At 53.0% G+C, this 20,734-nt stretch carries 26 protein-coding genes; 8 read left to right on the top strand and 18 right to left on the bottom strand.

What is annotated here, in order from left to right; all coding sequences use genetic code 11:
- Positions 1 to 65: 65 nt before the first annotated feature.
- The 5 genes from AB1I49_RS03420 to AB1I49_RS03400 form a co-directional block, all read right to left on the bottom strand.
- Positions 66 to 320 (bottom strand): hypothetical protein, encoded by a 255-nt coding sequence (locus AB1I49_RS03420; protein ID WP_407721370.1) that lies wholly within the window; start codon positions 318 to 320, stop codon positions 66 to 68.
- Between the two features lies 1 nt (position 321).
- Positions 322 to 1,173, bottom strand: a complete 852-nt coding sequence (gene rsmA, locus AB1I49_RS03415) for a 16S rRNA (adenine(1518)-N(6)/adenine(1519)-N(6))-dimethyltransferase RsmA (RefSeq protein WP_186834180.1) — start codon at positions 1,171 to 1,173, stop codon at positions 322 to 324.
- Positions 1,170 to 2,486, bottom strand: a complete 1,317-nt coding sequence (locus AB1I49_RS03410; RefSeq protein ID WP_316611890.1) for an RsmB/NOP family class I SAM-dependent RNA methyltransferase — start codon at positions 2,484 to 2,486, stop codon at positions 1,170 to 1,172. Before AB1I49_RS03410 ends, rsmA begins: the two co-directional genes overlap by 4 nt.
- Positions 2,486 to 3,148 carry a lactate utilization protein gene (locus AB1I49_RS03405; RefSeq protein WP_316619635.1) on the bottom strand — a complete coding sequence of 221 codons (663 nt, stop codon included), beginning with the start codon at positions 3,146 to 3,148 and terminating at the stop codon, positions 2,486 to 2,488. The genes AB1I49_RS03410 and AB1I49_RS03405 overlap by 1 nt, the downstream gene beginning before the upstream one ends.
- 73 nt (positions 3,149 to 3,221) lie before the next feature.
- Positions 3,222 to 3,764, bottom strand: a complete 543-nt coding sequence (locus tag AB1I49_RS03400; protein ID WP_186834183.1) for an N-acetylmuramoyl-L-alanine amidase family protein — start codon at positions 3,762 to 3,764, stop codon at positions 3,222 to 3,224.
- A gap of 179 nt (positions 3,765 to 3,943) precedes the next feature.
- On the opposite strand from AB1I49_RS03400, the gene AB1I49_RS03395 reads away from it, so the two are divergent.
- On the top strand, positions 3,944 to 4,492 hold the full coding sequence (locus AB1I49_RS03395) for an NADH peroxidase (RefSeq protein WP_186834225.1): 549 nt from the start codon (positions 3,944 to 3,946) through the stop codon (positions 4,490 to 4,492).
- A gap of 308 nt (positions 4,493 to 4,800) precedes the next feature.
- Here the strand turns inward: AB1I49_RS03395 and AB1I49_RS03390 are convergent, their stop codons facing one another.
- Entirely contained in the window at positions 4,801 to 5,709 is a 909-nt protein-coding gene (locus AB1I49_RS03390) for a LysR family transcriptional regulator (protein WP_186834184.1), read from the bottom strand.
- A 208-nt stretch (positions 5,710 to 5,917) separates the two neighbouring features.
- On the opposite strand from AB1I49_RS03390, the gene fabF reads away from it, so the two are divergent.
- From fabF to trxA, 4 genes are read left to right on the top strand one after another with little or no spacing between them, the layout of a single operon-like run.
- Positions 5,918 to 7,144, top strand: a complete 1,227-nt coding sequence (fabF, locus tag AB1I49_RS03385) for a beta-ketoacyl-ACP synthase II (protein ID WP_407721369.1) — start codon at positions 5,918 to 5,920, stop codon at positions 7,142 to 7,144.
- Between the two features lie 37 nt (positions 7,145 to 7,181).
- Entirely contained in the window at positions 7,182 to 8,843 is a 1,662-nt protein-coding gene (locus tag AB1I49_RS03380; RefSeq protein ID WP_186834186.1) for a class I adenylate-forming enzyme family protein, read from the top strand.
- Between the two features lie 8 nt (positions 8,844 to 8,851).
- The gene (locus AB1I49_RS03375; protein WP_186834187.1) at positions 8,852 to 9,265 is read left to right on the top strand and encodes an acyl-CoA thioesterase; all 414 of its coding nucleotides are present in this window, start codon (positions 8,852 to 8,854) and stop codon (positions 9,263 to 9,265) included.
- 13 nt (positions 9,266 to 9,278) lie between these two features.
- Positions 9,279 to 9,587 (top strand): thioredoxin, encoded by a 309-nt coding sequence (gene trxA / locus AB1I49_RS03370; protein WP_186834188.1) that lies wholly within the window; start codon positions 9,279 to 9,281, stop codon positions 9,585 to 9,587.
- A 32-nt stretch (positions 9,588 to 9,619) separates the two neighbouring features.
- Here the strand turns inward: trxA and AB1I49_RS03365 are convergent, their stop codons facing one another.
- Together AB1I49_RS03365 and AB1I49_RS03360 are read right to left on the bottom strand one after the other, a co-directional pair.
- The gene (locus tag AB1I49_RS03365; RefSeq protein WP_186834189.1) at positions 9,620 to 10,015 is read right to left on the bottom strand and encodes a CBS domain-containing protein; all 396 of its coding nucleotides are present in this window, start codon (positions 10,013 to 10,015) and stop codon (positions 9,620 to 9,622) included.
- Between the two features lie 2 nt (positions 10,016 to 10,017).
- On the bottom strand, positions 10,018 to 10,470 hold the full coding sequence (locus AB1I49_RS03360) for a hypothetical protein (RefSeq protein WP_186834190.1): 453 nt from the start codon (positions 10,468 to 10,470) through the stop codon (positions 10,018 to 10,020).
- Positions 10,471 to 10,635: 165 nt separating this feature from the next.
- Here AB1I49_RS03360 and AB1I49_RS03355 point away from each other — a divergent pair, with 165 nt between their 5' ends.
- Complete coding sequence (locus tag AB1I49_RS03355; protein ID WP_407721368.1) at positions 10,636 to 11,799, top strand: lysylphosphatidylglycerol synthase transmembrane domain-containing protein; 1,164 nt, start codon at positions 10,636 to 10,638, stop codon at positions 11,797 to 11,799.
- The gene (locus AB1I49_RS03350) at positions 11,792 to 12,928 is read left to right on the top strand and encodes a DUF2974 domain-containing protein (RefSeq protein ID WP_407721367.1); all 1,137 of its coding nucleotides are present in this window, start codon (positions 11,792 to 11,794) and stop codon (positions 12,926 to 12,928) included. The genes AB1I49_RS03355 and AB1I49_RS03350 overlap by 8 nt, the downstream gene beginning before the upstream one ends.
- A gap of 42 nt (positions 12,929 to 12,970) precedes the next feature.
- Here AB1I49_RS03350 and xth read toward each other — a convergent pair whose 3' ends face one another.
- Positions 12,971 to 13,729 (bottom strand): exodeoxyribonuclease III, encoded by a 759-nt coding sequence (gene xth, locus AB1I49_RS03345; RefSeq protein WP_186834193.1) that lies wholly within the window; start codon positions 13,727 to 13,729, stop codon positions 12,971 to 12,973.
- Positions 13,730 to 13,815: 86 nt separating this feature from the next.
- On the opposite strand from xth, the gene sigK reads away from it, so the two are divergent.
- Positions 13,816 to 14,514, top strand: a complete 699-nt coding sequence (gene sigK / locus AB1I49_RS03340; RefSeq protein WP_407721366.1) for an RNA polymerase sporulation sigma factor SigK — start codon at positions 13,816 to 13,818, stop codon at positions 14,512 to 14,514.
- 18 nt (positions 14,515 to 14,532) lie between these two features.
- On the opposite strand, the gene AB1I49_RS03335 is transcribed toward sigK, so the two are convergent.
- From AB1I49_RS03335 to AB1I49_RS03295, 9 genes are all read right to left on the bottom strand, one after another.
- The gene (locus tag AB1I49_RS03335) at positions 14,533 to 15,117 is read right to left on the bottom strand and encodes a ribonuclease M5 (protein ID WP_186834194.1); all 585 of its coding nucleotides are present in this window, start codon (positions 15,115 to 15,117) and stop codon (positions 14,533 to 14,535) included.
- Positions 15,114 to 16,151 (bottom strand): DNA polymerase III subunit delta, encoded by a 1,038-nt coding sequence (holA, locus tag AB1I49_RS03330; RefSeq protein ID WP_316609794.1) that lies wholly within the window; start codon positions 16,149 to 16,151, stop codon positions 15,114 to 15,116. Before holA ends, AB1I49_RS03335 begins: the two co-directional genes overlap by 4 nt.
- Positions 16,152 to 16,210: 59 nt before the next feature.
- Positions 16,211 to 16,750, bottom strand: coding sequence for a phosphoribosyltransferase family protein (locus AB1I49_RS03325; RefSeq protein ID WP_186834196.1), 540 nt, complete (start codon positions 16,748 to 16,750; stop codon positions 16,211 to 16,213).
- 12 nt (positions 16,751 to 16,762) lie between these two features.
- Positions 16,763 to 17,104: a histidine triad nucleotide-binding protein gene (locus AB1I49_RS03320; RefSeq protein ID WP_186834197.1), complete on the bottom strand. Its 342-nt coding sequence runs from the start codon at positions 17,102 to 17,104 to the stop codon at positions 16,763 to 16,765.
- Between the two features lie 129 nt (positions 17,105 to 17,233).
- Positions 17,234 to 17,962, bottom strand: a complete 729-nt coding sequence (plsY, locus tag AB1I49_RS03315; protein WP_407721365.1) for a glycerol-3-phosphate 1-O-acyltransferase PlsY — start codon at positions 17,960 to 17,962, stop codon at positions 17,234 to 17,236.
- On the bottom strand, positions 17,962 to 19,284 hold the full coding sequence (der, locus tag AB1I49_RS03310; RefSeq protein WP_186834199.1) for a ribosome biogenesis GTPase Der: 1,323 nt from the start codon (positions 19,282 to 19,284) through the stop codon (positions 17,962 to 17,964). The genes plsY and der overlap by 1 nt, the downstream gene beginning before the upstream one ends.
- Before the next feature lie 78 nt (positions 19,285 to 19,362).
- The gene (gene rpmF, locus AB1I49_RS03305; protein WP_186834200.1) at positions 19,363 to 19,548 is read right to left on the bottom strand and encodes a 50S ribosomal protein L32; all 186 of its coding nucleotides are present in this window, start codon (positions 19,546 to 19,548) and stop codon (positions 19,363 to 19,365) included.
- A gap of 20 nt (positions 19,549 to 19,568) precedes the next feature.
- A complete protein-coding gene (locus AB1I49_RS03300) occupies positions 19,569 to 20,069 on the bottom strand; it encodes a YceD family protein (RefSeq protein ID WP_186834201.1) in 501 nt (166 codons plus the stop codon).
- A gap of 219 nt (positions 20,070 to 20,288) precedes the next feature.
- A complete protein-coding gene (locus AB1I49_RS03295) occupies positions 20,289 to 20,705 on the bottom strand; it encodes a hypothetical protein (RefSeq protein ID WP_186834202.1) in 417 nt (138 codons plus the stop codon).
- Positions 20,706 to 20,734 lie beyond the last annotated feature (29 nt).

Raw genomic sequence — 20,734 nt, 5'->3', positions numbered from 1 at the left:
AGGATATGAGATTGACGAAATATACCACGGCTATCGCCGCGAACTACTCCCCTTTAGCAATGCAATTATATCACATCGTTCTCGGGATTGTCAATAAGCTTTTTTCTTTTTTTTCGTTTTTTAACCTTCGGCTTGCTGCAGTACGCGAGGATTATTCCGATAAAGGCGCACAGCGCACCCGCGCCGCCGATGACCGCCGCCCATTCGGTCTTGTTCATATAATAGCCGACGAACGCCGCTGCGCCCGCTGCCGCAAGACTGATAAAAGCGAGGATAAATCCCAGAATAAAGAGCACGTTCATTTTTTGTTTATTATCCATATCATTCACCTATCGCGTTGGCTATCGCCGCAAAATTCTCTAAGCTGAGCTTTTCCGCGCGCGCTGTCGGCGGGACGTTTGCCGCCTCCAGAACCGCGAGGATCTCCTCCTTGCTCTTGCCGAGTCCCGCGCTGAGCGAGTTCGAGATCACCTTGCGCCGCTGTGAAAACGCCGCCCTGACCACCGCGAAAAACAGCCCTTCGTCAGCCTGTACTGGCGGTTCCTTAAGAATATCGAGCCTGATAACCGCCGAATCGACCTTCGGCGCGGGCATGAACGAGCCTGCGCTCACGCCGAACAACATCTGCGGCTTTGCGTAGTAGTTGACCGAAACCGTCACCGCGCCGCTCATGCGCGAGCCAACCTCGGCGCAGATACGCTGTGCAGCTTCCTTCTGAACCATTACGGTTACGGCGCTTATCGGGAGCCTGTCCTCAAGCAGCTTCATGATCACGGGCGAGGTTATGTAGTACGGAAGATTCGCGCAGACGACAACCTCAAGCCCATCGAATTCGTCCTTAATCAGCTGATTCAGGTCAAGCTCAAGCACGTCGGCGTTGACGACCTTAACATTATCGTACTCCGCGAGCGTTTCATCGAGCACGGGCAGCAGACGCTTGTCCAGCTCTACCGCGACGACCTTGTCCGCGAGCTGACAGAGCTCGTTTGTGAGAACGCCTATTCCGGGGCCGACCTCTATCACGCCGACGCCCTTGCCCGCTCCCGAGCACGACGCCATGCGCGGACAGACGGACGGATTGATCAGGAAGTTCTGACCGAGCGCCTTCGAAAACGTGAAGCCGTGCCGCGAGAGGATATCTTTTATTGTACCGATGTCGGATAATCGTTTCATCTGAGTGTCCGCAGTCCTTTCGGGTATTTATTCTTTAATCTGCCGTTTGACGCCTTGCCGAAGCCTGTGGTCATGCCGCTCACGCATACGGCGCTGTAGCCCTTTATGTCCGCAGGCACGGTGATTTCCTCTCCGTGGAGATAAGCCTTTATCTCGGCGCTGTCAGCGTCGAAATCTACCGCGTTCACGCAGTCGGATTCCTTTGCGGCGGCAAACGCGCTGTGGTGCGGCTCAATCCGCCTTTTCACGATCTCGCCCAGGATTACGCCTGCTCTCAATACGGGTACGCCGTCTATCGGTTGATAATTCTTCGGAAGAATTATAACCTTATCCTTCACGACAGTGATATTCTCTCCGAAGGGTCGGTTGACAAAGAGGCTGTCGTAAAAATCAAGAATATCGCTGTCCGTCTTTGTTTTTATATCAGGCAAAGCGGATTTTACGCTCTCACTTTTTTTTCGCAGGCGCGCGGCAAAATGACCCTCGCCGCCGTCCATCGGGAATATCCTGCGCGCGTATTCAAGCGCAGGTCTGCCGAAGCTCACGCCCGAATCCTCAAGCTCAAAGTCGGGGTTTTCGTCTAAGAATCGCGTAATCACGCCCTCGTTTTCCTCGCGCGAGAAGGTGCAGGTCGAGTAGACCATCACACCGCCGGGTTTGAGCGCTTTTTTGGCGCTGTCAAGGATATGCAGCTGGCGTTCGGCGCAGCTTCGGACGTGCTCAACGCTCCATTCGGTCTGAGCCTCGCCGTTCTTGCGGAACATTCCCTCGCCGCTGCACGGCGCGTCGACAAGCACCCTGTCAAACATTCCCGCGACCCTTTCGCAGAGCTGTTCGGGGTGGGCGTTCGACACAACGGCGTTGCTGATTCCCATTCGTTCAATATTCGATAAGAGAATATTAGCGCGGTTTCTGACGATCTCGTTGCTCCACAAAAGTCCCGTGCCGTTGAGCATAGCGCCGATCTGGGTACTCTTTCCGCCCGGTGCGGCGCAGAGGTCGAGGACAAAATCTCCCTCCTCAACGCCGAGCATTTCCGCCGCGGAGGTCGCGGACGGCTCCTGGATATAGAACGCGCCGCAGTGGTGCAGCGGACTGTTACCGGGCGACTGCACCTCCGCGGGAATGTAGAAACCGTTCGGGCAAAACGGAGTGGACTTGAGTTCAAATCCGATAAGGGTTCCGAGCTTTTCGGGACTGCACTTGAGAGTGTTTACGCGCAGTCCGCGGAAGTGCTCCGCCTCGTAATATTTCAGAAATTCATCGTATTCGCCGCCGAGCAGCGACTTCATTCTGCCGAGAAACTCTTCCATCAGTAGCCGAGTTCCTCGTTGATGATGATGACCTTGATACGGTTGACATGGCGCTGCTGAGCGCATACGACGTAGTTACAGCAGATTCTGCCGTCACCGTGGCAGCCCTCGCAGAGCTCGGGATTCTCCTTGTTCAGCGAAACGCACTGACCTGCTTTTGCGCAGTAGGTGTCGATTCCGAGGCGGACGGTGTTGGGCGGAGCCGCCTTTGTCTTGACTCTCTCAACAGCCTCGGATATGTTCTTTACCAGCTTGTTGACGCCGCAGACGACGACAACGCTTTTGGGGCCGTAAAGAATCGCAGCAACGCGGTTGGAGTTGCCGTCGACGTTATAAAGCTCGCCGTTTTCGGTGACAGCGTTGGAGCTTGTGAAGAACGCGTCGGCGCTGAAGGTCTTGCGGTAAACCTCCTCAACCTCCTCGCGGGTAATGCCCTCGCGCGAACGGTCGAGGTAGTTGTAATCAGCCGAACTGATAATATCATAAATTCCCGTCTGCTTGAGTGTGACGGAACCGCCGTTTGATATCACATCGCCCTTTTTGATAAGGGTCTTTACGAGCTCGCGTGCCTCGGCGCTGTTCTCGCAAAAGTACGCCTCCATACGGTTGCGGCGGAGGTTCTGCATTGTTTTTTCTATTCTTGCCTTTAATTCGTCAGTCATGTTAATCACGCCCTTGTTTGTTTTTCCTTATTATAGCGCAAAAAACGAACGAGCGCAAGACGCAGACGTGATTTTACGGCTCCTTAAACGGCACGTTGAGGTACTGCGCGACGGATTTCGCGAGAGCGCGGGCGATGTTGTCGAGATTGTCGCGTATCCAGCGCGCGTCGGCGCGGTTGTCGTGGTAGGCAGTCTCGATCAGCACGGCAGGCGCCTTTGTTTTCCTCAGCTCGGCGAGATTCGCGTTAGGCACGAGCTTTATGTTCATAGGCTCGCGGTAAATCGGGCGGTAGTTCTCGGCGATGATCTCCGCGAAGCGCTTTCCGCGCTCGCTGGTCGGATAGTAGTAAATCTGCACGCCCGTGTTCTTTCCTGCCTGAGCGTCGGGCGAGGCGTTGCTGTGGATCGCTAGGTGGAGGTTGTAATCCTGACCGTTCGCGTCGTTGATGATCTTCCACAGCGGCATTTCGGGCTGGTTGCGCGAGAAATCGATCCCGCTTGCAGTAAGATAAGGCTCCATCGCGTCGGCGATAAGGTTCATGTAGTATTCCTCGTTGCCGCCGTCGACGTAGTGATTGAACTCCTGTGCGGACGGACTGAGGTAAATTTTAGGCATAGCTGTACTCCCTTTCTGTTTGGTTCTATACAGCATATGCGCGGATTAGAAAAAGTTGCGATAATCCGTCTATAATTCTATAACGCAATTAAAACATGCTGTTTGTATGTTAAAATAATCGAAATACATAGATGTTGTATTCTGAATTTTGTAAATTATTTATTGAAGGGAGAAATGTCATTATGAAATGGTATTGTACTGTATGCGGCTATGTTCACGAGGGAGCAGAGCCTCCCGAGGCTTGCCCCGTCTGCAAGCAGCCCGCTTCCAAGTTTAAGCCCATGGACGAAGAGGCTGAGTATGCCACCGTTCACAAGCTCGGCGAAGGCAAGGCTGAGGGCGTAAGCGAGGACATCATCAAGGATCTCAGAGCTAACTTTGAGGGCGAGTGCAGCGAGGTTGGTATGTATCTTGCAATGGCTAGAGTTGCCGACAGAGAGGGTTATCCCGAGATCGCAGAAGCGTTCAAGAGATACGCTTTCGAAGAGGCTGACCACGCTTCCCGTTTTGCCGAGCTTCTCGGCGAGGTTCTGACCGACAGCACCGAAAAGAACCTCAAGATGCGCGCTGACGCTGAGGCAGGCGCCTGCGAAGGCAAGTTTGACCTTGCAAAGAGAGCAAAGGCTGCTAACCTCGACGCTATTCACGACACCGTCCACGAAATGGCGAAGGACGAGGCGAGACACGGCGCAGGCTTTAAGGGACTGCTGAAGAGATATTTCGGCTGATTCCATGATACCGCTTGCGCTGATCTGCGTTCTTGCAATCTGATTTCTGGCGGGAACAGTGTTGCTGTTTCAACAGACGGTCAAAGGAATCAAACGCGACGCGACGAAAAGAAGCGTCATTCTATGTTCGGCTGTCAATGTTATTGCAGGAATCGCACTGATTGTCATATCATGCTTTGACCTTTCCGTCTTGTTCGCATACCTGCTTATCGGGCTGGTGTTTTTAGCGCTGGCGTTCTTTCTGGTCAAACGCAACTTTTTTTAATCGCAACAAAAAAGGAGTGGGATTATTCCCGCTCCTTCTTTTTTTACAAATCATATATATCGTCCTCGCCCTCGGCGTACTTGCGGACGGTGTCTATGAAAAGACCGGCTACAGGGTTCGCGATATCCCTCGCCCATGCCATTACATATGCTACGGCGGTGTCGGCGTCCTCGACAGAGTAGACCGAGGTGCGCGCCGAGGAAGCGAATTCCGAGAGCGACTTCGGCAGCACCGACAAACCCATTCCCGCGGAGACCGCCATATACAATGAAGCGAGGTCGTCGTATGAGCTGTCTGTTCGCGGCGAGAGGTGGAAGGTACGCAGCAAGTCCATGACCTCCATAAACAATATAGGCGCGGAGGATTCCGAGAGCAGCACGATCCGCTCGTCCGCAAGCTCGGAGAGGCTGATGCTCTTTCCTCTGAATCGGTTCTTGTGCGGAGCGACGATCACAAGCGGCTCGTGGTGGGTGATCAGGGTTTCTATGCCCGAGCTTTCGGGCACCATGTCGCGCGGCATGAAGCAAAAATCATAGTCGCCGCCCGTAATCGCCTGAGCCCTGTCGGACGCGTCAAGCCTGCACAGCTCGATGCTGATTCCGGGATATCGCTTGCCGAAGTCGGACAGACACTTCGACGGAAAGCTCATCGAGGTCACATCGCAGCCGATCGTGATTTTGCCCTTGCCTCCGTCGTGCATCTCCTTGATGACAGTGCGAGCCTTGTTGAAGGTGTTGACCATCTCTATCGCGTAAGGGAGCAAGGTCTTGCCCTCGTTTGTAATGAAAACCTCTCGGCGGGTGCGCGAGAAGAGCTGCACTCCGAACTCCTTTTCGAGGTCGCTCACGTGGCGGCTGACGGTCGACTGTGAAACATAATTACGCCTCGCCGCCTCGGAAAAGTTGAGCGTCTGGGCGACTGAGATAAAATATACGAGCTGGTTGATATCCATAAAAAGCACCTGCGTTATTAGTTATGCGGTTTTTGCATAACATTATTCAAAATTAATTAAAATTGCATTGTCGGGACGGTTGTGCAAACAGGAAATGTCTGCTATAATCTTAATATAGCATAACGGCATGCAAAAAGTAAATAGCTATTTTTTTGATAACGGGACCGAATTCACCCCGTTGTCCGATTTGTAAGGAGTTATGAGTAACATGAAAAAAATTGTGATCACAGGCATGGGCGCCGTAACACCCGTGGGTATCGGCGTCGACGAGTATTGGAAGAACATCACCGAGGGCAATTCGGGTATTGACACAATCAAGACATTTGACCCCTCAGAGCTGGCGGTACAGATCGCGGGCGAGGTCAAGAACTTCAACCCGTCGGACTATCTCGCCAAGGACTTGATCAGAAAAACAGACCCCTTTATGCAGTACGCTTACGTCGCCGCCGAGGAAGCGATCAAGCAGAGCGGCATAGAGATTGAGCCTGAGAGAACAGGCATTATTATGGGCACCGCCATGAGCGGCGTCGCGACAACCGCCTTCACTCAGGACGCGCTTTCCGGCGCTTCCCACAAGAAGGTAGGCCCGCGTTTCATTCCCAAAATCCTCGGAAATATCGCCGCGGCAAATATCGCGATCGACTACAACATTCAGGGACCGAGCTTCACCGTGAGCACCGCCTGTTCTTCTGGCGGCGACGCAATCAATACCGCGTGCATGTGCATGCAGGCAGGCAAGGCTGACGTTATGCTCGCTGTTGGCGCCGAGAGCGTGCTCTGTCCGCTGGTTATCTACTCCCTCGCGAACGCCAAGGCACTTTCACGCAGAAACGACGACCCCAAGACCGCGAGCAGACCCTTTGACGTGACACGCGACGGCTTTGTTATCGGCGAAGGCGGCGGCGCGCTCGTTCTCGAAACCGAGGAGCACGCTCTCGCGAGAGGCGCGAAAATCTACGGCGAGGTCAAGGGCTGCGGCAACACCTGCGACGCCCACCACGTCACAGCACCCCACCCCGAGGGCAGAGGCGCAATCGCGTGTATGAAGCAGGCTCTCGCAGACGCGGGAATCGACGCTTCCGAAATCGGCTACGTCAACGCTCACGGCACCGCCACCAACAAGGGCGACACCGTTGAGACAGGCGCGATAAAGAGCGTTTTCGGTGACAAGCTCCCCTATGTCAGCTCCACAAAGGGCGCGACAGGCCACATGATGGGCGCGGGCGGCATCACAGAAACCATCGCCTGCGTCAAGGCGATCGAAACTGGCATTATTCCGCCTACAATCAATCTAAACGAGATCGACCCCGAATGCGAGGGAATCGACTTCGTTCCCAACACCGCTAAGAAAGCCGATATCCGCTACGCGATGTCCAACGCCTTCGGCTTCGGCGGTCAGAATTCAAGTATTATTGTCGGAAAATACGAGGGATAAACAGCCCCATTCTCCGGCGAAAACTATGGAGGTAACCATGGCTTACACATACGACATTTCGATGTTTCAGGAAACCTTTGAGAGCGAGTTTACCTGGCTCAACGGCTTTATGCGCAACGTCCGCCGCTTCGGCTACCGCATGGCAGCGATCGACCCCGCAGGCAAGCGCGATTGGAATTACACACAGCTCAACGCCGAAGCTAACCGCTTCGCGAACGCCCTCAAAAAGGACGGCGTAAAGAAGAGCGACGTAATTTTCATGCAGCTTTTCAACTCGCCCGAATTCCTCTTTACATATATTGCGTCTCAGAAAATCGGCGCTATCAGCAACCCCGCGAACTTCAACTTCTCTCCCGGCGAAACAGCCGAGATCATCAGCCACAACAAGCCCAGGGTATACCTCTACGACGCTGAGATCGTCAATACTGCAGTCAGGGCTCTCAAGCTGAGCAAACACAAGCCCGAGATCGTTATCGCGGTAAATAATTCCGAAAAAGAATTTACAGTCCCCGAGGGACACATTCTCTATGAGGACTACGTTAAGGGCAGCTCCGAGATCGACCCGCCCGTAGACTTTGCTCCGCACATCTACGACGAGATCGTTCGCCTGCAGACCTCGGGTACCACAGGCACTCCCAAGGGCGTGCCGCTCAACAACATCAACGAGGTGCTCTCGGCTCACGACGTTATCATGCACTTTCCGCTCAACCCCACGGATATCACGATGAACATGACTCCGTGGTTCCACCGCGGAGGTCTGCACTCGGGCGGCCCCACCCCGACGCTTTACGCGGGCGCGGCTGTCGTTATCATGCGCACCTTCAACCCCAAGGTCACCCTGCGCTATATCGAGAACTACAAGATCACCTTCATCACAGGCGTACCGTCCGTTCTCACCCTGCTCGCTACAAAGCAGGAAAAGCACCCGAAGGATATTTCCTCGCTCAAGGGCATCATCACCATGGGCAGCCCGCTTGAGAAGGAAGCCTGCATCCGCTTCCAGAACGTGCTCTCACCCAACCTCTTCAACGGCTACGGCACGACCGAGACCTTTTGGAACACCTTCCTCAGACCCTTTGACCTGCCCGAGATGTCGGGTACCGCGGGACGCTCCTGCACCGACGACGAGGTTCGCATAGTAAAGGTTTACGAGGACAGAAAAGCCGAGCCCGACGAGCTTGTCGCCACGGACAACGTCGAAGAAGGCGAGGTCATCATCAAGTGCCCCGCAAAGACGACCTACTGCTATGTTGACAACGAGCAGGCTACAAAGGAGAAGTTCTACAAGGGCTGGATGTACACGGGCGATATCGGCACATGGGACGAGAAGCAGTACATCAGCATCGCGGGCAGAAAGGACGATATGATCATCTCCAAGGGCGAGAACATCTACCCCGCCCGCATCGAGGAGGTCATCAACCTCAACCCTAAGGTAAGCGAGTGCATCGTAACTGGCGTACCCGACAGCACACGCGGCGAGAGTCTTGCGGCATACGTTATCAAAGCAGACGACAGCCTGACAGTCGCCGAGCTGCTTGACTTCTGCGCACAGTCGCCGAATCTCTCGAAGTATCAGGTGCCGCGTTACTACCGCTTTGTCACAGAGCTTCCGCACACCGCGACAGGCAAGAAGCAGCACTATTTAATCAAAAAACAGGCGCGCGAGGATCTCAAGAACGGTCTCCTGCTCAGAAAGTAAGGTGCCGCATGAGTTATATCTATACACGCAAGGCAAACTACTACGAAACCGACATGATGGGCATTGTTCACCACTCCAACCATATCCGCTACTTTGAGGAAGCAAGGATCGCGTTTATGCACAGCATCGGCTGCGACGTGATGCAGATGGAGCGTGACGGAATCATCATTCCGAATGTGGACGCCTACGCGCGCTACTATATTCCCGTGCGGTTCAGCGAGGAGGTAGACATCGAGATCCGTCTGAGCTACTTCAACGGAACCAAGATGGAGTACACCTACACCGCCAGAAATAAAAACGGCGAAACCGCCGCCGAAGGACATACCATGCACTGCTTTGTCCGCGGCGATTTCAAGCCGATGTCACTGCGCCGCGCATACCCCGATTATTACAGGAAACTGGCGGAGGCAGTTGAAAAATAACAGGAGTTTTGAAATGGAAAAATTGTATGAGGAGGATTTTGAGGAACGCGTTCTCAGCGCGGAGCACCCTGTCGTAGTCGATTTCTACGCCGACTGGTGCGGCCCGTGCCACATGCTCTCGCCTATTCTCGAAGAGCTCGAGAGCAAGAACGACGACTTCGAATTCTTCAAGGTAAACGTGGATGAATGTCACGACCTCGCGGTAAAATACAACGTGTTTTCTATCCCGACGGTCGTAATCTTCAAGGGCGGCAGAACGGTTGTCCAGTCAATCGGTCTTAAGTCCGGGGAGGAAATGCAAAAGATACTGAACGGTATATAAATGAAAAATCGGCTCTTCGGAGCCGATTTTCTTTATTTGTTTATGAAGTATTTGATTATGTCCTGTCTGGTGACGATGCCGATGAAGGTTCCCAGGTCGTCGACTACGGGAACAAAGTTCTGGTTCTCGGCGCGCTCAAAGAGGGTGTCCATGCTGACGTCTACACGCACGGCTGGATTGAAGTCGGGACGGAGGATATCGCGGATATAGTGCTTGCCCTTTGTGAGTATCGAGTTGTCGCGCTTGTCGAGAATGTAGTAGAGGAAATCGCCCTCGCTGACGGTGCCGACGTACCTTCCGCTCTCCGAAATCACCGGAATAGCGGTGTAGCTGTGGGCGCGCATCTTCTCCATACCCTGTCGCAGAGTGTTGCTGTCATAGATGTATTTTACGGTTTCCTTTGGCTTGAGAAGCATTAAAACATTCATGATTACCTCTTCTTGAAAAACTGAGAAAACAGATAGAGCTCTCCGATGAGATATACGATTCCCGCTGTCATCAGCAAGGTCTTGACCTGGACTATGCCGCTGAAAATCACCGTTACCGCCGCGACTATGGCGATTGCGAGCGCGACTCCCTTGTTGCCCGTCCTGAAAAACAAGAGCCACAAAAGTACGTAGACAAGCAGCAGCGAGCCTGCGGTAATCAGCCAGAAACGTTCCATCAGCGCCTTAGGCTCGGGAAAACCCTGCTCGAGGACTCCGATATTAATAGCCATCAGAAACGCGCTGAAAAATCTGCCTGTCCGCGCGATATAGACCATGGCGCGGTTGGAATAGTCCGCTGTACTAACTGTATGCGTGCGGGCATAGATAATATGCGGCGCGACAAGAACCGACGCGAACAGCAGTCCCCAAAGATTGACCACATCAAAAAAGCTCATTTAATTCACCTTACCTTGACTCTATTGTATCATACAGTGAAGGATAATACAAGTGCATGATAGATTTGTATAGATTTTTCCCAAATAGTTACAAGTTTGTAGTTGCAATTTAAGCCTAAAAATTGTAATATTATTAGTATACAATGCTATTAGGAGTAGATTGTCTTGTCTGACATTCCCAAGAAAAAGAAACGGTTCAAAATCAGCGGCACTCTGATTTTCAATATCGCGGTCGCCGTTATTTCGATCTGGCTTATCATCAACTTCGTCTGCACCGAAAACGGCCTGATCGATTTGATAAAGCGTCCCGACAGCTTCAAGTGGGGCTGGGTGATCGTGGGACTCCTGGTTTTTGACTGCAACATGATCATCGACGGCATAGTCACCCAGATTTACCTCCGCGCGGAGTATCCGCATTTCAGATTCTGGGATTCGCTTAAAACCGCGTTCATCGGCGTATTTTTCGGCGCGGTTACGCCCTCAAACACTGGCGGTCAGCCGATGCAGCTGTACTTTCTCTCTCAGAAAAACGTCCGTATAGGCTACGGCTCGGCGTGTCTGACGCAGAAATTCATCGTCTATCAGCTCGTAACGACCTCGTTCAGCATCTTCGCGGTGATCGTGCGGTTCGGCTACTTCCAGACCGCGTTCACAAACTTCTGGTCGTCCGCGTTTATCGTCGTCGGCTTTGTGGTACAGCTCGCGGTAACGGCGATGTTCCTTATCGTCTGCTTTGCCGAGAGCTTCACAAAGAAAATTATCCGTCTGGTATATAAAATCATGAAGGTACTGCCCTTCGTCAAGGATCCGATGAAGAAGGTACGCAGCCTGACCCGCGAGTTCAAGATGTTCCACACCGCGAACCGCATGCTCATGAGAAACAAGAAGCGCCTGCTGCTTATCTTCCTGCTGGTGCTTATCCAGATCGTCTGCATCATGTCGGTGCCGTACTTCATCTATATCGCCTTTGATATGCCGCATATCGCCGCGGATCATCATATGCCCGTCGCAAGTCTTTTTGACTTCCTGTGCATTCAGAGTTTCGTGCTCTTCACCTCGAACCTCGTACCCTTGCCCGGTGCGTCAGGCGGCGCAGAGCTTGCGTTCTCGATGTATTTCAGTGCGTACTTCGTGCTCGGCGGCGTGAACAAGATCAAGCCCGCTATCCTCTTGTGGCGTTTCATCACCTACTACGGCGCGATGCTGCTCACAGCGCCCTTCTCGTATTACACAAAGGGCAGGAAAAAGACCTCGGAAATCAACAAATCAGTGCTCGACGATATTGCCGCGGAGGCGGAAGCGGCGAGTATAGAGGACGACGATGTATAATATTTTTGACTACCTCGAATGGCGCGGCGATTTGACATTCGCCCAAACGGGTATCTGCGATGCTGACGCGGTTATCCTCTCGCGCCTTTCATACCTGCCGTTTGACGGCGCAGTCAGCGAAAAATTCGATAGCTACACTACGGTCAGTCAGGCGGCTGACCGTATATTTTCAGGCGACACACCTGCCTTTCTCTGGGACGGCGACGACAGGCTGCTGAGCGCTCTTGCGGAGAGCGAACGCTACCGCGACCTCAGGCTCTGCGGCTACGTCAACGAGGTCGACGACGAACGGCAGATGCAGTTCTCCGCAATGGTGATCGAGCTCAGCGACAGCCTGCGCTTTATCTCCTTCCGCGGCACCGACAACACCCTTGTCGGCTGGCAGGAGGACTTCAATATGTTCTTCACCTTCCCCGTTGAGTCGCAGATCGAGGCTAAGAAATACTTCGACGAGGTGACCGCGCGCTTCGGCGGCAGGTTCTGTGTCGGCGGTCACTCAAAGGGCGGCAACCTCGCGGTGTATGTCTCGGCGTTTTCCGCACCCGAGGTTCAGGACAGGATAGACGCGATTTACAGCATGGACGGCCCGGGGTTTGAGCTTGAGCACATAAAGGACAGCGGATTTGAGCGCATCGTCGGCAAAATCAGCACCTATGTTCCGCAGTCGTCGATTTTCGGCATGCTCTTTGAGCACGAGGAAAGCTATACCGTAATCAAGAGCAGCCAGAAGGGATTTTTGCAGCACGACGTGTACTCGTGGGAAATCAAGCGCGACAGCCTTGTTGAGCTGCGGAGAACCACAGGCACGAGCGCGTTCTTTGACCACACGCTGACGCAGTTCATCGGAAAGATGACTCCTCAGGAACGCCGCGACTTCACCGAGGCTATATTCAACATCATGAAGAGCACGGAGGAATACACCTTCGACGATATGGCGGACAAGCTGATAAAGGATATCCCTGTCATGCTCAAAACCTTTACGAAGCTCGACTCCGAGACGCGCTCGCTTATCGGCGCAAAGCTGCTGAGTTTTCTGAAAACGGCGGGCGGAAATATCTCGGACATCAATCCGCTGACAAAAGAGAACCGCCAAATCCGCAGGGAACAGAAGCCGCCGAAAAACAAGTAATAGAATGATAAAGGGACAGCCGTGTGAGCTGTCCCTGATTTTTTATATATCAATCACCAATTCCACCGGGCAATGGTCAGAACCGAATACATCGGTGTGGATATCCGCGCTGACTAGCTTGTCGTTAAGACATTCCGAGGTGATGAAATAATCTATGCGCCAGCCCGCGTTCTTCTCACGCGCGCGGAAACGGTACGACCACCACGAGTAAACGCCCTCTTTGTCGGGGTTGAAATAGCGGTATGTATCCGTAAATCCGCTGCCTAAAAGCACGTTCATTTTTTCGCGCTCCTCGTCGGTGAAGCCCGCATTTTTGCGGTTTGTCTTGGGGTTCTTTAGATCGATTTCCTTATGCGCCACGTTGAGGTCACCGCAGAGAATAACGGGCTTTGATTTTTCAAGCTCCTTTAAGTACGAGAGAAACGCGTCCTCCCACTCCATGCGGTAGTCAAGGCGGCGAAGCTCGTTCTGTGAATTCGGGGTGTAGCTGGTCACGGCGAAAAAGTCCGCAAACTCTGCGGTTATGACCCTTCCCTCTTTGTCGTGCTCCTCTATCCCGATGCCGAGGCGAACCGACAGCGGCTCTTCCTTTGTAAACATAGCTGTGCCCGAATAGCCCTTCTTCTCGGCGTAGTTCCAGTAACAGTTGTAGCCCTCGGGCGCAAAGTCGATCTGTCCCTGCTGGAGCTTTGTCTCCTGAAGGCAGAATATATCCGCGTCGATCTCCCTGAAAAAGTCCTCAAAGCCCTTTGTCATACAGGCTCTCAGACCGTTTACGTTCCATGATATCAATTTTTTCATGATACTAACCTCCTGATACGCTTTCAGTATATCGCAAAACAGAATGTTTCGCAAGCCTTTCGAATACTTTTTATTGAGGTGGTTATGTGTTTGATTTGATTGCAATGCTAGGTCAGTACGTCTGCTTTTTTATCCTTCACGTCTGCGGCGGCGGTTCGTTCCCGAAGCCACTGAGCGAAAAGCAGGAACGCGAATATCTGCGCAAAATGCACGAGGGCGACATCGACGCGCGCAACAAGCTGGTTGAGCACAACCTGCGGCTCGTGGCGCACATTATCAAGAAATACTACGGCGTTCAGACAGAGCAGGACGACTTGGTGTCCATCGGCACCATAGGGCTTATCAAGGCTATCGACACCTTCAAGCCCGACAAAAACATCCGTCTGAGCTCGTACGCGAGCAGGTGTATCGAGAACGAGATACTCATGCACTTCCGCAGCGCAAAAAAGACCGCTCAGGACGTGTCGCTCAACGAAACGATCGACACCGACAAGGACGGAAATCCGCTCACGCTGATGGACATTATGGCGGTGGACGACAACATTCTCGACGAGCTCGACCGCAAGCTCAACGGCCGCAAGCTCGGGCAATTTATCCGCGAGGAACTGACAGACCGCGAACGGCAGATAATAATAATGCGCTACGGACTCGGCGGCAGAGAGCCTATGACACAGAAAAAGGTCGCCAAAATCATGAACATCTCGCGCTCGTATGTCAGCCGGATCGAAACAAAGGCGCTCAAAAAGCTAAAAAAGCGCTACGACACAAGCTCGAATCTGCGCTGAAAAAGGGCAGCCCTTCGGCTACCCTAAGTTTTCAACCAGTTCTTTTAATTCTTCAAAGGAATATAAGCAATTAAGCGCCGTGAGCATGGCGTTTGTCGAGAGGTAGGTCGGCATACTGAGCTCCTTGAGCAGCGCCTGACGGAGCTTTGCCGAGTTTTCGGTTCCCGTCAGACCGAGAGAGTAGAAATCAGCCTTTGAGATCTCGCGGTCAACGCTCCTTTCCTCGCCGATGATCGTCGCGCCGCTTTTGCGGATAGCGTCGATTATAACCTCATCACTCACGCCCTCAACGCCGAGCAAGCCCTCCTTGCCTGCCTTTGCCTTGCGCTTCTCCTTGCCCCCGATCTGCGGAATATAGCAATGCTTCACCTGATCCTTGGGCACGGCTCCGCTCAGAAAATTGCGTATCACAAAGCCCGCGCCGTCGCTGTCGGTGAAAACAAGTATCCCGCGCGCCGCGGCAATCCTTCGTATCAGGCTGAGCTTCTCGCTGTCCTTAAAAACGCGGAAGCCGTTGGTTTCGATAATCGGCGAGTCGATGATACCTCGCAGCTTGATTTTGTCGTAACGACCCTCAACGATCACCGCTTCCTTAAGCGTCATCGTCTTCCCTCCCTCGCGGTCAGAAGCAGCTGAGCGATAAGCTGCTCGAGGTAAAGCCGGTCGTTGAGGCGTACGGACTTGAACTTCAAATCCGCGTCCATCATCAGATCAAGGCTTTTGCGAAGCGCCTCGGTGCTGACGCGGTTTGTGGAACGCTTCACGCGGTCGAGGACAAAGGTGCGCTTGCCGTAGCCGAAATCCTTTGCCAGCTCGCTGTTCATCACGCCGCACTCTGCCGCAACGCGGACGCGGTAGGCGTCGATATAGGCGTTTGAAAGCGTGTAGAGCATGGCAATCGGCTCTTCCTTCTGATAGAAAAGCAAGTCGAGCACTTGGAACGCCTTTTCGCCGTTACCTGCGAGCACAGCATCAGACAGGTCAAAGATACGGCTCTCGAGGTTGACGGTCGCGAGCTTGTCGATATCCTCAAGGCTGACCTCCTCGCCGCTCGAGTAGGAGCAGATTTTGTCGACCTCGTTTTTCAGGCGCGTGAGGTCGTCGCCGCAGAGTGAAACGAGCTTGTTCGCCGCCGCGCGAGAAATCAGCTTGCCGTTAGCGTTTGCCCACTTCGCGATGAATTTCTCGACCGTCATGGCATTGGGCTTTTTGAACTCGCAGACGTCGCCCTTCTTGCCGATTGCCTTAACGATCGCGGAGAGCGTCTTGTCCTTAGGCGTGTTCGACGGCAGCGAAATCACGAGAACCGTGCCGTCAACGGGATTGGCGCAGATTTCGAGGAAGGTATCGAGCTCGGTCTTTGTCATCATATCAAAGAACGCGTCGCTGACAAGCACGAGGTTGTATTCGCTCATAAACGGCACAACCTGCGTCGCCGCCGCCAGCTCGGAGAGGTCGACCTCTCCTGCAAAACGGTGGAAGTTGAAGTCCGACGGAGCCTTGCCCGCAACTGCGTTTACGAGCTTATCGGTATAGTTGCGCACATACATCTGTTCCGCACCGTAAATCAGGTACACGGACGAAAATTCGCGCGATTTTATATGCTTTTTTAGATCCGCTTCGGTGATATTCGGCATAAGCTCCCTCACTTTATCGAAAATTCAAGGGTTTGGAAGAACCAAACCCTTTCAAAATATCAGTCCTTGAAAAACAGCGGCAGCGGCTCGAGGAAGATGATATCATCTCTGTTCTTCGCGTCTCCCTCTGCAAGCACGCACGCCTTGCCGACTACCTCGACCTCGCAGGCTTCCATAAGCTGCTCGAGCGCAGCAAGGCTCTCGCCTGTGGAGATAACGTCGTCCACAATCAGCACGCGCTTGCCCCTGAGGAAGTTTACGTCGTCCTCGCCGAGATAGAGCGTCTGGGAGTTCTCAGTGGTGATTGAGTTTACGGTGACATGAGTGCAGTTGCGCATATATACCTTGATGCTCTTGCGCGCGATAACGTACTCGCGGCAGCCCTGACGTGCCATCTCGTAGCAGAGCGGAATACCCTTTGCCTCGGCTGATACAACTACGTCGTGCTCGGGACAGATCTTGAGCAGCTCCGCAGCAGCCTTCTCTGTCACCTCGACGTCACCGAACATGATAAACGCCGCGATGTCGAGCTTATCGTTTACGGGGAACATATTCAGTTCGCGTTCTACGCCCGCGATCGTCATTTTGTACTTATCCATCTCAGCCACCTCTTACGCCATTTCGCCGTTGAGCTGCTTGCCGCCGAGAATGTGGAAGTGCAGGTGCTTCACGGTCTGGCAGCCGTCGTCGCCGCAGTTGTTTACGATACGGTAGCCGTTTGTGAGTCCGAGTGACTTGGCGATTTCGGGAATCTTTGTGAAGATATGTGCCACAACGTCCACGTTTTCAGCCGTGATCGCGTCGGCACAGCAGATGTGCTCCTTGGGTACTACAAGCACATGTACAGGCGCCTGCGGATTCACATCGTGGAAGGCGAGGATCCTGTCGTCCTCATACGCTTTTTTTGACGGAATGGAACCGTCGATAATTTTACAGAAAATGCAATCGTTCATATCGTTCGCCCCTATTGTAAATATTAATAAAAGTGCTTAACACATCACTGAATATTTTACTACTATTTCGGCGAAAAATCAAGAGAAAAAAATCAGCAATCAGTTTGCGCTGACTGCTGATTTCATTAATTACTTTTTAGCTTTGATTTTCTTTTCCTCGCCGCGGATAAGTCTGCCGATATTATCCTTGTGCTTGATGGTAACGAAGATACCGATTATAAGCGCGGCGGCGGTGGAGATCACCACATAGGCGATGCTGGGCAGGTTGTCGCCGTAGACAAGCCTGTCGAACAGGAAGGTGGCGATGAATGTATACGGGCCGTAGAGAACCGCGCCTGCGATGCTGCCGAGCGAGATTATCTTTGAAATGAGGAACAATATCAGGAAGGTCGCGAGTATCATCAGGAATACGCGCCAATCCTCCGTGAGCATGAGTGCCGCCGCCGAAACGACGCCCTTGCCGCCCTTGAAGTGGAAGTAGAGTGGAAATGAGTGACCGAGAATGCAGAAGATACCTGCGAGGTATTTTCCGACGTTTATCACCTGGGGAGCAACCGAGCTGTCACCCGCAATAAGGGCGAACAGCAGTCCGCCGATAAGCACCGCGGCTACGCATTTAAGCGCGTCGCAGACTATCGTGATAATCGCGGGAACCTTGCCGACAGAACGCAGGACGTTTGTGAAGCCCGCGTTGCCGCTGCCCATGTCGCGGATATCCTTTTTGCCCTTCGTCCAGATTTTTGTGACGATGACTGCGGGATTGACGCTGCCGATAAGATAAGCGATCACGGCGGTGAGCAGCCATACCCACCAGTATGTGCCGAATGTTGATGTGATAACCCCTATGACAGGATCCATTATTTGTCGCCCCTTTCACGGATAATCATGCGGATAGGCGTTCCCTCGAGCCCGAATGCCTCGCGGATACGGTTTTCGAGATAGCGCTGGTATGAGAAGTGGAAAAGCTCCGCGTTGTTGCAGAAGAACACGAAGGTCGGCGGCTTTACGCTCGCCTGTGTCATATAATAAATCTTGAGTCTCTTGCCCTTGTCGGACGGCGGCTGTACGCGCGTCGTCGCCTGAGCGAGAAGCTCGTTGAGCATACCCGTGCGGATTCGCAGGCTGGCGTTCTCGTTTGCCGCGACGATCGCCTCAAACAGCCTGTCGATACGCTGTCCCGTCTTTGCGGAGATAAAAACCTGAGGAGCGTAGGACATAAAGGCAAAATCCGCGTCCAATTTCTTTTTGAACTCGGACATGGTCTTGTCGTTCTTCTCGACGGCGTCCCACTTGTTGACAGCGAGAATACACGCCTTGCCCGCCTCGTGAGCAAGTCCCGCGACCTTGGTGTCCTGCTCGGTGATACCCTCTGTGGCATCGATCATGATAACGCAGACGTCGCTGCGCTCGATCGCCATCTTCGCGCGCAGAATGCTGTATTTCTCGATGTCGTCGTAAATACGGCTCTGGCGGCGGAGTCCCGCGGTGTCCGTGAAATTGAACCTGCCGTAGCTGTTCTCGATCAGGGTGTCGATAGAGTCGCGCGTGGTGCCCGCGATGTCGGACACGATACAGCGCTCGGACGAGGTTATTTTATTGATGAGAGAGGACTTGCCGGCGTTCGGCTTGCCTATCACCGCAACGTTCACCGCGTCCTCGCCTTCCTCCTCTTCGTCGGAGAAGGTCAGGTGCTCGTACACCGCGTCGAGCAAATCGCCCGTGCCGTGGCCGTGTACGGCTGAAACCTGTACCGGGTCGCCCAAGCCGAGGTTATAGAACTCGTAGAATGCCATATCGGGTTCGCCGACGGTGTCGCACTTGTTAACGCAGACGACGATCGGCTTGCCTGACTTCTGAAGCATCTGTGCCACGTCCGCATCGGTCGCGACCATGCCGCTCTTGCAGTCGGTCACAAGGATGATCGCGTTGGCTGTATCGATCGCAAGCTCTGCCTGACGGCGCATCTGCTCGAGAATAACGTCGTCGCTCTTTGGCTCGATTCCGCCCGTATCGATGACCATTGCGGTCTTGCCGCACCACTCGACCTCGCCGTAAATGCGGTCGCGGGTGACGCCCGGAGTATCGTCGACGATGGAAACGCGCTGTCCGATGAGTTTATTGAAAAGTGTTGATTTTCCGACATTCGGTCTGCCCACGATCGCGATCACAGGCTTGTTCATGTTGATCAACTCCTGTCTATAAGACAAAAGGGCGAACAGAAGTATAGCTCCTGCCGCCCATCGTTTTCAGATAAAGGATTACGCTTCCTTCTTAACGATAACCTGTCTGCCGTTGTACATACCGCAGTTACCGCAAGCTCTGTGCGCAGCCATCAGCTCGCCGCAGTTGGGGCAAGTTGTGAGTGTGGGCGCGTTGAGCTTCCATACTGTTGAACGTCTTGAGCTCTTTCTTGCGTGTGATGTTTTTCTCTTAGGTACTGCCATTTCAAAGACCTCCTTGTATATTATTCATCTTCCATAAGCTGTTTGAGAATTTCAAGCCTCGAATCTACCTGCGTTCTGTCGCAGCCGCAATCGCCTTCGTTGAGGTTCTTGCCGCATTTCGGACACAGTCCCCTGCAGTCGTCCTTGCAGAGATATTTCTGAGGATAGTGCAGAATGATGTCCGAGATGACAACCTCGTCGAGCTCGAGGGTGAAATCGGGTGTTTCAATATAGTCGTCGTTGCGCTCGTCAACAAGCTCCTGCACCAGAGGGTGAGAAAAGCTGACTTCCGTTTCGTCCTCAACGGGAGTGCCGCAGCGGTCGCACGGACGGCAAAAGCCGTATTTGCAGCTGAGCGTCAGGGTAACGAGGCTAGCGCGGTTCTGTGCCTCGGCGTTGACCGTAACGGGAGTAGTGAATGGAAAAATCCCGTCGACGTCGAGTTTTGTAATATCAAGCTCGTAGGAACATTTCTTTGTTTCGCCGTCGTTCATAAAGACGGATTTCAGTTCAAAAAGCATTGACACACCCCAAACCGCATAAACGCATATTAAAACGCTGTCTTATATTATACAAAAGGTTCGGGACTTTGTCAACCGAAAAACACGAGATTTTTGAATTTTTACCGCTTTTTCGGCGCATAGCACAGCCGTTTTTTCCAAATAGGAATAATATTGTATTATTGCGAGAAAAACGCTCCCGAATTACCTCGGGAGCGCGTAAAATACTCAATTAACAGATCAGACCTGCTCGCAAACCGCGTTGATGGACTCGGGAATGTCGGCGCTGTCAGCGGAAATGAGGAGGGTGATGTTGGTGGAAGTTGTCTCGGAGAGATCCTGCAGCTTCTTGGTGAAGGACTCAAGACCCGCGATCGCCTCGGGAGCGATCTTGAAGGTGGAGTCAACAAGGATATCGGTCACGTCGTAGTTGCCCGCGCAGATACCGCTGAGGAAGCCGTAGAGCATATCATAACCGTAGATAGTGTACTGCTCGGTGTCGATAAGTCTTGCCTTGTGGGTAACGTCGTAGGTGAGCTTGGAGCCCTTCTCGATAACAACTACGTTACCTGAGGAAGCCGCTACTGCCTCGTTAGCGAGAGCGATGAGTTTCTTTGTTTTGCCTGTGCCTTTTTTACCGATTAATAATTTAACCATTGTAAAAACCTCCTGTATTTTAAACTGTG

The organism is Ruminococcus sp. NATIVEDY160, assembly GCF_045819885.1.
Classification (GTDB): Bacteria; Bacillota; Clostridia; order Oscillospirales; family Acutalibacteraceae; genus Ruminococcoides.
This window is presented reverse-complemented; position numbering and strand designations above follow the sequence as displayed.